This is a genomic window from Rouxiella silvae (genome assembly GCF_002093625.1).
In the GTDB taxonomy this organism is placed as follows: Bacteria; Pseudomonadota; Gammaproteobacteria; order Enterobacterales; family Enterobacteriaceae; genus Rouxiella; species Rouxiella silvae.
On sequence record NZ_MRWD01000002.1, the window covers coordinates 161,948 to 175,642 of the forward strand.

At 51.6% G+C, this 13,695-nt stretch carries 12 protein-coding genes; 2 read left to right on the forward strand and 10 right to left on the reverse strand.

All coding sequences use genetic code 11. The features are described 5' to 3' along the window. Nucleotides 1-4 precede the first annotated feature (4 nt). Nucleotides 5-1,225 carry a LysR family transcriptional regulator gene (locus BS639_RS01795; protein ID WP_084982090.1) on the forward strand — a complete coding sequence of 407 codons (1,221 nt, stop codon included), beginning with the start codon at nt 5-7 and terminating at the stop codon, nt 1,223-1,225. Here BS639_RS01795 and alsS read toward each other — a convergent pair. Both alsS and budA read right to left on the reverse strand, forming a co-directional pair. After that, nucleotides 1,222-2,898 (reverse strand): acetolactate synthase AlsS, encoded by a 1,677-nt coding sequence (alsS, locus tag BS639_RS01800; protein WP_084982091.1) that lies wholly within the window; start codon nt 2,896-2,898, stop codon nt 1,222-1,224. The two genes, BS639_RS01795 and alsS, sit on opposite strands and share 4 nt — an antisense overlap. 25 nt (nt 2,899-2,923) lie before the next feature. Next, nucleotides 2,924-3,652, reverse strand: coding sequence for an acetolactate decarboxylase (gene budA / locus BS639_RS01805; RefSeq protein ID WP_055783642.1), 729 nt, complete (start codon nt 3,650-3,652; stop codon nt 2,924-2,926). 101 nt (nt 3,653-3,753) lie between these two features. Between budA and BS639_RS01810 the strand changes: the two genes are divergently transcribed. After that, entirely contained in the window at nt 3,754-4,641 is an 888-nt protein-coding gene (locus BS639_RS01810) for a LysR family transcriptional regulator (RefSeq protein ID WP_055783646.1), read from the forward strand. 60 nt (nt 4,642-4,701) lie between these two features. Here BS639_RS01810 and BS639_RS01815 read toward each other — a convergent pair whose 3' ends face one another. From BS639_RS01815 to BS639_RS01855, 8 genes are all read right to left on the reverse strand, one after another. Then, nucleotides 4,702-5,556 carry a glycosyltransferase gene (locus BS639_RS01815; protein ID WP_084982092.1) on the reverse strand — a complete coding sequence of 285 codons (855 nt, stop codon included), beginning with the start codon at nt 5,554-5,556 and terminating at the stop codon, nt 4,702-4,704. Beyond that, nucleotides 5,557-6,792 (reverse strand): flippase, encoded by a 1,236-nt coding sequence (locus BS639_RS01820; protein WP_082457444.1) that lies wholly within the window; start codon nt 6,790-6,792, stop codon nt 5,557-5,559. Between the two features lie 388 nt (nt 6,793-7,180). After that, nucleotides 7,181-8,428 carry an LVIVD repeat-containing protein gene (locus BS639_RS01830; RefSeq protein ID WP_084982094.1) on the reverse strand — a complete coding sequence of 416 codons (1,248 nt, stop codon included), beginning with the start codon at nt 8,426-8,428 and terminating at the stop codon, nt 7,181-7,183. A 217-nt stretch (nt 8,429-8,645) separates the two neighbouring features. Continuing rightward, nucleotides 8,646-9,425, reverse strand: a complete 780-nt coding sequence (locus tag BS639_RS01835) for a (S)-acetoin forming diacetyl reductase (RefSeq protein ID WP_084982095.1) — start codon at nt 9,423-9,425, stop codon at nt 8,646-8,648. A gap of 166 nt (nt 9,426-9,591) precedes the next feature. Beyond that, on the reverse strand, nt 9,592-10,026 hold the full coding sequence (aroQ, locus tag BS639_RS01840) for a type II 3-dehydroquinate dehydratase (protein WP_084982096.1): 435 nt from the start codon (nt 10,024-10,026) through the stop codon (nt 9,592-9,594). Nucleotides 10,027-10,034: 8 nt separating this feature from the next. Then, on the reverse strand, nt 10,035-10,865 hold the full coding sequence (locus tag BS639_RS01845; protein ID WP_055783658.1) for an amidohydrolase family protein: 831 nt from the start codon (nt 10,863-10,865) through the stop codon (nt 10,035-10,037). After that, the gene (locus tag BS639_RS01850; RefSeq protein WP_055783660.1) at nt 10,862-12,127 is read right to left on the reverse strand and encodes a gallate dioxygenase; all 1,266 of its coding nucleotides are present in this window, start codon (nt 12,125-12,127) and stop codon (nt 10,862-10,864) included. The genes BS639_RS01845 and BS639_RS01850 overlap by 4 nt, the downstream gene beginning before the upstream one ends. A 79-nt stretch (nt 12,128-12,206) precedes the next feature. After that, nucleotides 12,207-13,586 carry an MFS transporter gene (locus BS639_RS01855; protein ID WP_084982097.1) on the reverse strand — a complete coding sequence of 460 codons (1,380 nt, stop codon included), beginning with the start codon at nt 13,584-13,586 and terminating at the stop codon, nt 12,207-12,209. Between the last annotated feature and the right edge of the window lie 109 nt (nt 13,587-13,695).

Below are 13,695 nucleotides of genomic sequence, written 5' to 3' on the forward strand. Positions count from 1 at the left end.
GGGGATGAAGCACGAGAAAGAGTTATGTAGCCTGATGCAGATCCGCGCATTTTGTCAGGTTGTCGATCAAGGCAGTGTCTCGCGGGCCGCCGACGAGCTTTTTCGCACCCAGTCGGCAATTACCCGCGCCATTCGTGACCTAGAGGAGCATTTATCCGTGCCGCTGTTTGAGCGCCACGCCAACGGCATGCGGCTGACCGATTTCGGCAAATGTATTTTGCCGCGCGCGCGTCGGGCCATTGCCGAGCTGCATGAAACGGCCGACCTACTGGCGCGTTTGCAGGGTAAAACGGCGCAGGGCCGTGCGCCGACCGAGCCGCTGTATTTGTTCAACGTACGGCGATTGCAGATTTTTGTGTCCCTGTGCAAAACGCGGCATATGCAAACCGTTGCGACGCTACTCGGACTGAGTCAACCTGCCGTGTCGGCTGCGCTTAAAGTACTCGAAAATGGCGCAAACACCTCGCTGCTGGAGCGAACGCCGCAGGGAATGATACCGAGCCTTGCTGGTCAGGAAATTGTGCCCAATATTCGACGAGCGTTGAACGAACTGCGGCACATTCCCGCCGATATCGCCGCCCGTCAAGGGGTGCTGGTGGGGACGGTACAGATTGGGGCGCTGCCGCTGAGCCGCACGCGACTGCTGCCGCAGGCAATTCTGGCCGTGACTGCGCGCTATGGCGGTATCAAAATTATTACCAATGAAAGCGCCTTTGCCGCCTTGGCCTCGGAGCTGCGTTCGGGAGAGATCGATTTTATCGTCGGTGCACTGCGCACCAGCGACTATGCGGCAGACATGGTGACTGAAACCTTGTTTATCGAAGAGATGGTGATTGTGGCACGCCGCGGTCATCCGCTGAGCCAAGCCGCACTCAGTCCTGAAGCTTTGCGCAGCGCACGCTGGGTATTGCCACGCGCCGAAACGCCAGCACGCGGTCTATTAGAAAGCAGTTTTATGGCGATGAATATTCCTGCGCCGGATGCGGTCGTAGAAAGTGGCGATCTGGCGATGGTGCGGGGGTTATTGCTCAATTCAGATATGCTGGCGGCGGTATCCGCCAGACAGTTGCAGCACGAGTTGGACAACGGCGAGTTGGTCAGTCTCAACGTCGAGCTAGCCGACACGCGACGCGCAATTGGTATCACCCTGCGCGCTGGCAGCCTGCTCTCACCGGCTGCCAGCGCAATGGTTGACGCGATACGCCTACAGGGTGGCGTTTCCTAGAAGATCTCACCCATGTTCAATTGACTCATTAACAGCGCGTTGTCGCTGTAGTCCACGGGAATGGCCACCACGGCAGGACCTTGGACGTCCATCGCCGCATGCAGCGTTTTTTCCAGCGAATCGGCGGAGGTCACGGCGAAGCCCTTGGCACCGAACGAATCGGCATAGGCTTTAAAATCAATCGGGCCGAACTGGATACCGGAGGTGCGTTGATATTTTTTCTCTTCCTGAATTGCCACCATATTATAGGCCTGATCGACCCAGATGATGTGCAGCAGGTTTACACCCAACCGTACCGCCGTTTCCAGCTCCATGCTCGACTGCATAAAGCCGCCATCGCCTGAAACCGAGACGACTTTGCGGCCCGGATCGACCAGCGCGGCGCCAATCGCCCAGGGTAGTGCAACGCCCATCGTCTGTTGACCGTTGGAAATCAACACCTGACGGGCGCGAAAGCTGTACAGATAGCGGGCAATCCAGATATGAAAACTGCCCATGTCAACGCACAGTGTGACGTCGCTGTTGACGATGTCCTGCATCGCGCGCACCAGCCGCAGAGGGTGAATAGAAAACTGATTCAGGCTGCGGCCTTTTTGGTCGAGCAACTGGCGCTGTAGACGGCGCTCCTCGAGAATATCCACCGCCAGCGGGCTGAGTGCTATCTGCTGCGGTATCTCATGAGTCAGCAAGTCAATAGTGTCGGCAATATCGCCCACCAATTCGACCTCAGGCTGATATTCACTGTCAGGCTCGGCGGGCGTGACATCAATGTGCACCAGTCGCGCAGAGCCGTTGCTCCACTGTGCTGGCTCATATTCCACCGGACTGTAGCCGATGGTGATAACCAAGTCGGCATTGCGCAGCAGTTTGTCACCGGCCTGATTGTTGAACAGGCCGACGCGTCCAGCGAAGCGGTGGAACGCGCTTTGATCGATGACGCCTGCGGCCTGATAGGTGCTGGTTACCGGTAAATCGCTTTTATGCAGCAGGCGGCGAATGGCCTCGGCGTTGCGCGGTTGGCTGGCCATCAGGCCGAGCAGCAGCACCGGATTCTTGGCCTGCTTGAGCAAACGGCTTACCTCGACAATCGCACCGTGCGGGGCGCTGCCCAGGGTGGGGGAATAGGAGGTGAGCAGTTTTCCGCGCGTGGGTTTATTGATAAGGTCCATGGGCAGGCTGATAAATGACGCACCCGGACGGCCAAATTCGGCGGCGCGGAAGCCGTTTGAGACCACTTCCGCCAGCGCCGAAGAGGACGTCACTTCGGCGGAGTATTTAGTCACGGGACGAAACATCGAGACCGTGTCCATGGTCTGATGCACCTGTTTTGCATGGTCGGCACGTTTCACGGCACCGCCCAATGCCACCATTGGGTCACCTTCTGAGTTGGCTGTCGCCACACCGGTAATAAGGTTGGAACAGCCCGGACCGGAAGTCACCAGCGCGACCCCTGCTTTACCGGTCAGTCGTCCCACGGCACCGGCCATGAATGCCGCATTGGCCTCGTGACGGACCACCACGGTTTCGATTTTTGAGTCGACCAGCGAGTCAAAAACGCGGTCTATTTTGGCGCCGGGGATACCAAAAACGTGTTTGACACCCTGCGCCTCAAGCTGGGCGACCACCAAGTCTGCGCCGCATTTCCACTCTTCTTTATTGTCTGTATTACTCATCGTATAACTCCTTTCGCTGCGGCTGTTAGCTTTCTACTGAACGGATGGCTTCCTGCAAATTTTCAGGAGACAAATTAGCGTTGAGGAAATCTTTATCGTGCGGGAAATCAATGGTGAGTTTTTCGACGGTCCCGAAGGTCAGCGTGCCGCGCTCAACCTGATAATCCAGAACGTGTCCGCCGCTGTGGCGCGCCTGGTCAATGAAGTGCTCGTGGTAACCCGCCACATTAATCCCTTGCATATATTCAGGGGTTAAAAAGCCAATCAGCACCCCGTGGCTGTTCTTGATATGAAACGTCGGCTGCTCTTTCACTGCCTCGAGCATCGGTTTATAAGGACGATGCTGCTCCGGAACGGTACGGGTATCTACGCGGCTAAAATCGCCATCGATACGCATGGCGCAGAACGCGTTTTGACTGGCGACGACCTCGTCAATCACCTGATGAATCTCTTCACGGCTGTGAGGGCGGGTAATGGGGTATTCATTAGTCGGGTTAAAGAATGTCATGGTGGCAAACGGGGTTTTTTGCTCGGGACTGGCGCGTCGTGCCGTGCCGTCGCCGCGCAGCTGAAAGATGTTGCCGTCAAAGGCTATTAGCTCACCGTCGAGTTTATTAAACGTTCCGAGGCCAAAATCACCGTGTTCGCGCAGCTGCGCCATGGTGACGTCACCTTCATAAACGCCGCTGAGCAGGGCACTCATCAGGGATGCCTGATAAAGGACGTTAGGACGAGAAATTGCCAAGTCTTTCATACTGATGCTCCGGGAATTCATTAACAAGATTAACTAAAGGTTGACTCCATTCGGCCCGAAGTTCCAATATGAAGAAGTGTTTACTTTGAGACGTTTTTAATATGGAACTTCGTCATCTGCGTTATTTTGTTGCCGTAGCAGAGACAACTAACTTCACCCGAGCCGCCGAACGGCTCGGTATTTCCCAGCCACCGCTCAGTCAGCAAATTCAACGACTTGAACATGAAGTGGGCACCACGCTGCTAAAGCGCCTGACGCGCGGCGTTGAGCTCACCGAAGCGGGTAAGGTACTTTACGAAGATGCGCTGATTATCTTGAAGTTGTCGGATGCTGCTCTTGAGCGTACTCGCAGCGTGGCGCGGGGTATGAACGGTTTTTTACGCATTGGTTTTGCCAGTTCTTCGGCATTTAATCCGCAGGTATTTTCTCTGTTGCATCACTACCGCGACAAATATCCCGGCGTGAAGCTTGAGCCGCAGGAAAAAGATATGTCGGGATTGATGACAGCCCTCAGTGAGGGGGTGATTGATTTAGCGTTTATTCGATTACCCTGCGAGCGCAGTAAAGACTTTAACGTGCGGGTGATTGATAACGAGGAGATGGTGATTGCGCTGCCGAAGATGCATCCACTGAGTCGGGGGGAGAGCGTTGCGCTTTCTGAGCTGCGCAATGAAACGTTAATTACTTTCCCGCGCGAGCTGTCGCCCGGTTTATATGATGCGGTGATTGCCGCCTGCGTCGAGGCGGGATTTACCCCGAAATTGGGACAACAGTGTCCGCAAATTGCCTCATCGCTAAGTATGGTTGCGACCGGTTTTGGTTACGCGCTGTTGCCCGCATCGTTGAGTAAAATTAATGCCGACAACGTTCGCTGTTTGCCTATTGCCGGTCAGACAATCACCACCCAGGTTGCGCTAGCTTGGCGACGAACTTCGCAGGGTAAATCGGCCAAACATCTGCTCAATATGGTTTCACCGGGGCTAGAATAGGGCGTGACTACACCGATTCAGGCCGCAAAGTGCAGGCTTGAATCGGTATTGATATCTGCATTATCTCATTCGACCGAGGCGGTTCTTTTTGTAATCGCAGTAGCCGCGCAGCATGTAGCGCAGTTTCAGCAATTTTTGTTTTTCAAAAAAAATTACGCCTAGCAGCAAGATAAAATTGAATTTAGCGTAATCGTGAGTGAAAGAAGGGAACCTGTCGCGGATCAGGAAGCGGTTTCGGATAATGTAATATTTTCTTATCGCACCGTGATGCATAACGTATAGCCTGCGTGGATACAAGAATGGATGGGATTTTCCGTCACCAATTTTGTGTTCCATATGCACGTTGCTAAAGGTGTAAATAGTGTAGTTACGCTGAGTTAGCTTGTAACACAGGTCGTGATCTACCTCGTCAATGAATAAGGTATCGTCGAAACCGCCGATTTGTTTATAGGCTGTCAGGCTCAGAAGATTGCCAGAAGTGATAACGCGTGAGGCATAGCCTTCTGGCTGATATTCATTAGTCAGCGGGGTAAACACGGCAATCGTCGGATCTTCGAGTTTTTTGGTTTCGAAGGCATCGATAAATTTAGTCATCTCTGCACGGTCAAAACTCGAGTCTTGATCCATGGTTAATATCCAGTTATAGCCTTGTTCCAGCGCACGCTCGCACCCTTTATTCAAGGCGGTCGCAATACCCAGATTATCAAGGTTCGGGATATATTCTACCTTGTCGTCATCACGGGTTAGCTCACTCAATAACGACAAATTATTTCCAGCCGAATTATCGACAACATAGAGCTTTTTCACAAAGCCGAGATAGCTTTTTATGTTTTCGACTTCTTTTTCCGTCGGATTGTACCAAACCACAACCCCTGCAAAAGGGGTCGATTTATCGTTATTTTGTTCAATCGACATTTAAGAACGTCTCCATATGGATTTGGTTTTGGCAACAATCAAAATAGCGACAAGAGCCTCGGTAAACAGCACTGAAATAGCTGCACCATCGGCACCGGCTAACCCTATCAACGGGAAGATGATCGCGGTATTGAGAATAGCGCCAAGCCAGAGAATTTGGCTAAATTCTTTTCTCATCCCAATAATCAGCATCCCCTGCACGCCCAAGACCGTACTCACGCTAATAAAGAAAATAAGCGGGGCGAGGAGCGCTAAAATGGATACCGATTCCTGATAGGTTTCGCCGTAAAAAAGATGAATGATTTGGGATGAAAATATCATTAAGAACAGTGTCATAAACAATGCCACCGCGTTTTGCCCGACCAGTAGCATCCTGATCATTTTTAGGCCTTTCACTTTATCGGTCGACATTAATGCGCTAATACGCGGATAAAATACGCTAGTTACCGGACTCATCAGTCCCTGTATGGCTTGCCTGATGCGGTCTGCGGCGACGTAAAAACCCACGGTGACCGGCCCGGCAGCAAGGCCGAGAAATACCGGAATACTGTTTACGTAAAGGCTGCCCGCAATATTGGATAAGAAGATGTATCTCCCGTCCTGAATCAGTTCTTTTACCTGTTCCAGACTTGGACGGCTCCATTCAATCCACTTTTCACGATAAATCATGTAGAAGCTAAACAGCGAACCGAGAATAAATCCTATGCCGGTAATCAGTGCCACAATCCAAGTGTCAGCGGGAGAACTCACCAGAATAAAAATAAACGGGATAGTGACTATTTTGGCCAAAATATTGGATATCGCCATCCAGCCCATTTTTTCTTTTCCCTGGAAAAGCCAGGAAGGGACGTAAGCAGCACCGATTACGGAAGTATAGGAGACGATAATAACGGTCGAATACTCTTTGAGACTGGGAACCAGCAATATTATTGCCATCATCACTAGCGCACCCAGCACAACCAAGATTGTTTTACAAAATAGCACGCCCCAAAAAACCTGACTAACCAAGGTCTTATTGTCTTTATGAATGGCTATTTTGTTGGTGGCTGAAAGGTCAAAACCGTACTGAACGAGGAGGGTAAAATATTGCACGAACGCCAGTGAAAATCCTAATACGCCGTATTCGCTGGGGCCGAGCACTCTGACCAGATAAGGGAGCGTGATAAGGGGTAAAATATATCCAGCTCCCTGAATCATAAAGAGCGACAATATATTTTTGACCATGGTTTTATTCACTAAAGAGGTACTCCCAAAATAATTGGGTCATTATGCCGTAGTGCCAGGTCATTGCATTTTCCTTGTTCATAACCTTACCCGCCTGTCGAATAAATGAGAACCTGCTAAAAATTTGTCTTAGGCTCAAGAGCGCTAAACGAGACTGTTTCGTCCTTTCAGTCATCGCGGGCAATAGAGGATCCCCGTCACAAAATTGTCTTTGGCAGTGTAGCCTCATTGTGCTCACTTTTTCAAGGTTCAACTTTGTTAAATCAGATACCTAGACGAAATGTCATGTTTTCTTAATGATGGCAAATGAGCGGGGGAGAAGAACGATTGATACGGTAAATAGACGACGGAAAAATGCCCGTAAAATTCCCACCGTCGTACTATCACTCCGCTAAATTAATTAACCAAGATATTCGATAATGGAAAGACCGCCATTATAGTCGGTACTGTAAATAATGCCCTGTGGATCAACGAAAACGTCGCAGGATTGAATGATCTGTGGACGGCCTGGACGCGTGTCCATCATTACCGTCGGCGCAGCGGGAACCAGTGCACCGGTCTCTTTTGGCTGAAAGGGATTGCTAATGTCATAGGCCCGCACACCCGCATTTTGATAGGTGGCGAAAATTAGCGTTGAGCTAACAAAACTACCCGGCCGATTTTCATGCAGATTGTGCGGACCAAAGTGGGCACCTTTGCTAACGTAATCTCTTTCATTTGGCTGCGGGAAGGTGGCAATGCTCACCGGATTTGCTGGTTCACGGATGTCGAATAACCAAATTAATTTTTCGCCATCTTCCTGATTATCAAGAACTGCCTCATCAAGCACTACCAGCAGGTCGCGATCCGGCAGTGGGAGTGCAGTATGCGTGCCACCGCCAAAAGGTGGACTCCAGTTACGATGAGAAATTAACTGCGGTGCATTTTTGTCTTTAATATCCAGAAGTGTAAGGCCACCGTCGCGCCAACTGGCGTAGGCCGTATCGCCGCTGATAATGGCGTGATGCAGCGCATACCGTTTACCTTCTGGCCAGCTTGGCGTTTCGCCACCGGCGGTGTGCATTCCCGGCAGCCACCAACGGCCTGCAATCTGGGGATTACACGGGTCTGCGAGATCCAGGGTCAAAAATATGTAGTCACTGTAACCGTCCAGCAGTGCTGAAACATAGGCCCAGCGTCCGCCTACGTACCAAATACGGTGAACGCCAATACCGTCAAGGGATAAAAAGCTTATTTCTCTTGGCTTGTCGGGGGTTGAAATGTCGAAAATGCGCACCCCGGCACTCCAGCCGCGAGCGTTGCTGCCCTGTACGGTCTCGCTTACTGAACGGGTGTAATAGACTTTTTCATCGGCAAAGCGCACGTCGGCAAACAGATCGCGGGCATTTATCACCAGCAGCAGATCGTCATGCGCCTGTAAATGCACGTTCCAGGTTCCCGCAGGGGCAGCAACAAAACCGGCATCGCGTGGATTTTTTGGGTCTCGCACGTCAACGATAGAAAATCCCTGCGACACCATGTGCCCTATGTAGGCATAACCGCGATGGACCATCACCTGCACGCCGTCGGGTTTACCGCCCTGATTGCTGTGACCAATCAGTCGCATATTGCGGCTGTACTCGGGTTGGGGGAGAGTGTGAGCTGTCATTGCCGCGCCTTATTGACTTGAAAGTTTAGGATTGCAGTTCTTGGAATAAGCGGAGTTTTTATGATGGCTAAAAAAATGGCAACGAATCAAAAAGTATATGCTTATTCTCGTTTAGTAGAGACATCAGCAGAGTGTTAACGCGCGGATTACTGTGAAGAGGACCTGCACACCCCTTGCGGCATACAGGCCCGTTGGGCTAAGGATAAGCCAAAGGTAATTAGTTGAACACCATGCCACCGTCAATCAGCAGCGACTGGCCGGTCATGTAGTCTGAGTCGGCGCTCGCCAGATAAGCAACGCAGCCAGCCACATCTTCCGGCTCCGAAAGGCGTTTCAGCGTGATGTTTTTAGCGAATTCCTGGGTGCCGTAACCTACAGGTTTACCCGCTGCTGCAGAAACTTGACGGTCGATCTCTTCCCACATTGGCGTTTTAACAATCCCAGGGCAGTAACCATTGACCGTGATCCCTAGTGGCGCCAGGTCGCGCGCCGCAGTTTGCGTCAAACCGCGAACGGCAAATTTACTGGAGCTGTAAATGGCCAACTCAGGGTTACCCACGTGGCCCGCCTGAGAGCAGGCATTAATTATTTTGCCGCCGTGGCCGAGAGATTTGAAGGCTTTGACCGCCGCCTGAATACCCCAAATAACGCCTTTGACGTTGATGTTATAAACTTTATCAACTATTTCAGGCGTAATGTCTTCAATGAGCGTTGTAGGGGCAATACCGGCGTTGTTAACGATGACGTCGAATCCGCCGAGCTGTTTGGTCGCAGCCTCAACGGCAGAGAATATCTGTTCGCGGTTAGAAACATCCGCGACTTGGGCGATAGCTTTACCGCCCGCGTGATTAATTTCTTCCGCCACTTTTTTTGCCGTCTCGGCGTTAAAGTCCACAACCGCGATGGCAAAACCCTCCTTTGCCAAACGCAGTGCAATTGCACGACCGATACCCTGACCGGCACCTGTTACTAAAGCCACTTTTCCATTGTTAGACATACCACTATCCCCTTAATGTGTTGAGTCTTTTTTCAGGTGCTGCGCGCAAGGCATAGGGCTGGTGTGCTCGTTGCCGTTGCGTGAGCTCAGTTCAGGTTTACGCTCCTCGTTAAAATTGTTCAAATGTTGTTAACAGAGATGAACAGTTTATTGATCTAAACCAAGTTTACAGGCTAAGTGCTGCTTTTCTAATCGCATATTCATAACCCTGAATGCCAAATCCACAAATTACTCCCACGGAAATATCAGACAGGAATGAATGATGACGGAAGGCGTCACGTCGGTGAACGTTGGTGATATGTACCTCATATAACGGCACATTTATCGCTGTGACAGCGTCACGTATTGCCACTGAGGTATGTGTCCACGCGGCAGCATTGAGCACCAGTGCGCTGGCATCACCACGGCATGACTGAATTCTCTCGATCATTTCTCCTTCATGATTGGTCTGGAAAAACGCGATCTCGACGTTGCACTCTTTACCGGTTTTATGGCATAACGCTTCCACGTCGGCGAGGGTGTCGCGGCCGTACGTTTCCGGCTCACGCGTGCCCAGCAGGTTGAGATTACAGCCGTTAAGTACCACAATTTTGCGTTGCATATTTTTCCTTAATCCCTAAATCCGAACAGATATTTTGGCGTTTCCCACATGATTTTTTGCTGCGTTTTTTCATCAGGGAAAAGCTGCTCAACCAGCATTAATAATGTGCCTAAATCCATACGGTGTTCGGCGCGCAGAAACGGCCAGTCAGACCCCCACATACAGCGCTCTGCGCCAAATGCCTCAAGGAGCGCATGCTGATAGGCATGGCCATCCGGGTAGGGAAAAGGCTGTTTACTAAATTTCGACAGGCCGGAGAGTTTGACCCAGCAGCGCTCGCTCTGCGCCAGTGACAGCAGGGCCTGAAAGGCGGGTTGATGCAGTCCGGCACTGACGTCGGGACGACCTGAATGGTCAAACAGCAGTTTCGTTTTGCAGCGCGCGAGCATGGGCATTAGCGCCAGCAGTTGCTCATTCTGCACCTGAATGGCGGCAAACATGTCCAGCTCCGCCAGTTTGCCCATCATGGCGTCAAACTCGAGAAAAGGGGCAACGCCGAGCATCGCCACGTTGAGCGCGATACCGACTACTCCGGCCTGTTTCAGTTCTGCCAGCCGCGCAAGGCTGCACTCGAAAGGCACTACGGCTATCCCCCGAAAATGCCCGTGACCTTTTTCAAGCGCATCCAACAGACAGCGACTGTCGGTGTTGTAACCGGAGGTTGGCCCAACAATCAACGAGTGGCGAATGTTATAGGCCTGCATCACGGCTTGGTAATAGTCCACCGTGGCAATCTCATGCCCCTCGGGGCGATAAGCGGTCTCCGGGATATACGGAAAGTTAAGCGGATCAAAAACGTGGTGATGTGTGTCGATCTTCGGCTGGTCGAAAATGCTCATGCCTTGGCTTTTCCTGATACTGAATAAAGAACCTGCTGATTACGCGTTTTCTGGAACTCCTCCAGCGTTTCACCGCGCATCGCCGAGTAAATGTGCAGGTTAGATACGCCCACTACGGCCCCCAGTTTTTCCAACAGGAAGAAGCTGACACCATATTGAATCATGGCGCGCCAGTCGAGACTGCGCAGCATCAATTGTTCATCGCTGGTGAGTTTGTTTTCTTCAAACATTGCCTGCTGCTCTACGAGGAAGCGTTCACGCCAGGCGGGTTGGATCATTCGATGCAGGAAGCGATTAATACGCAACGCTTTCAGGCTGCGTGCCTGGGTGAACGGATACGTTCCCGGCAGTTTTTCAACGCCAGCCATCTGCAGGGCGATTTTATCGCGCTGGCGCTGCTGCACATCTACCGGCGCTTCGCGAGATTTATTCTCCAGCACCAGCGTGGCGATGCCTGTCATTGACGGCAGATAATAGGCCTGATGCAGTTTTTCGACATTGGCGGACAGCGCACCGCGCATCACTAGCCACATGATCTCTTCTGATCCTTCCATTCCGCTCAGCGTGGCGTATTCGGCAAGGGTCATTTCTGTTAATCGCTCAGGGTCGTTAATCAGCATATCGACGAATTGGTCGTCCCATTCCGGATTGTTAAACCCGCAGCGTTCGCCGTGAACCTGATGTGATACGCCGCCGGTAGCGACAATCGCCACGGTCAGGTCTTCGGGAAAGCTTTCAACCGCGCGACGCAGGGCCTGGCCGAGTTTATAGCAGCGGCGCGCGGTGGGAATAGGGAACTGTAAAACGCCAATTTGCAGCGGAACTATCTGCGTTGGCCAACCGCTTTCGGTATGCGGCATCAGCGCTGAAAGTGGCGAAAACAGGCCGTGGTCCAACGGTTTGTCCATAAAGAATGACATATCAAACTCGTCGGCCATCAGGCTGGCACCAATGTGTTGCGAAAGGGCGGCGTGCCCCTTAACCGCGGGCAAATCGCGCGGGCCGCCGCCTTCATCTGCCACGTCATAGTGGTCGTCAATTCCTAGCGTAAAGGCCGAATAGTGGTCAAAGAAGAACGAGGTTACGTGGTCATTAAATACGTACAGCAGTACGTCGGGTTTTTTATCGTCCAGCCACTTCTGCATGGGCGCAAAACTGTCAAAAATGGGCGACCAGGCGCTTTCCTGTTGTTTGTTATGATCGACAGCGAAACCGATAGTGGGAGTATGTGAAACCGCCAATCCGCCAATAATTCTAGCCATTTATTTACCTCTTTTGCCTAAGTTATAGAATCTGAAGGTGTTCCCTTCATCATCTTTAATTTATTTTTTAATCAATGAATTAACGAACATTCATGGTGCGCGACAGCGCTGGAATATCATTAAGATCGATACCTTTAATCATTTCGGGCGGGTGTGCCGGTCGGTGCATCAAAATACTCAGGCCTGCCAGCAGTGCCGGAAGGGCCAGAACCAGGAAAATAACGTTTTGACCGGAGAACAAGCCAAGTAAAATCCCGCCGGTGGAAGAGCTGATAATGGCCCCAGTACGGCCAATACCGTGCATCCAGCACACGCCGGTAGCGCGCATTTCGGTGGGGTAAAATGCGGGAGAGAAGGCCTGAAGTCCGGTTTGTGCGCCGTTAATACAGACGCCGCTGAAGAACACCAGCACGGCCAGCGCGGTGGCACCGAAGTTGCCGACTCCTTGCGTCAGCAGACAACCCATGCCGACCATATAAAACAGCGCAATAACGCGACGTGCCTTGAACTTGTCCATCAGCCCCCCCACCATCAGCCCGCCAAATGTGCCGCCGAGCTGGAATAAACCGGCAACAATGGCCGCGCGCTCCAGTGAGAAACCGCTGTTACGCATAATGGTGGGCAGCCATCCGTTAAGTAGATAGATAACGAACAGGCCCATAAAATAGGTCAACCACAGCACCAGCGTTCCCTTGGCATAGCCTTTGGTGAACAACTGTAATACCTTGGCTTTTTTCTGAATGACCGGTGCTTTAAGCACAAATTTTGTTTCACGAGTAAACACACCGCCCGCGCGTCGCAGGACTTTTTCAATTTTCTCCTGAGCGACGTTGCGCACCACCATGTACATTGCCGATTCAGGCAAAATCCACATCAGAAGCGGCAGCATCAGTAAAGGGACAACCCCGCCGGCGAACAGCACGGCTTTCCAACCAAAGTGCGGCAGCAGACCGGCGGCAATAAATCCCCCTGCACCCGAACCGATGTTGAAACCGCTGTACATGACAGTGATCATCAGACTGCGGCGGCGTTCCGGCATATATTCTGAAACCAGCGTCACCGTATTGGGCATCACAGCCCCAAGACCTAAGCCGGTCAGAAAACGCAGAATAGCCATTTCCATCGGCGTGCGTGCAAAAGTACTTAACAGGCTAAAAGTGGCAAAGCACAGAATCGAAATCAGCAAAATTCGTTTGCGGCCAAAGCGGTCGGCATAGGGACCCGCAACCAGCGCGCCGATGGCGACGCCGAACATCGCTGCACCTAAAATGGGCCCCATTGCGCCGCGACCCATTCCCCAGTCTTCCATCAGGGCGGGAGCAATAAAGCCCATGACGGCGGCATCGTAGCCGTCAAACATGATAATGATGAAACACAGCGACAAAATCAGCCACTGGTAGCCTGAAATAGAGCGGGAATCTATCCAGCCTTTTACATCCACAATACTGTTCTGACTCATAGGGTGTGCTCTCTATTTTTTTTATTAATATGTGATCGGATTAAAACTTTCAAAAAAAATAATGATTTTTAAGTCGTTGCATCCATGCAGAGAGTGAGAACTCTTAAAA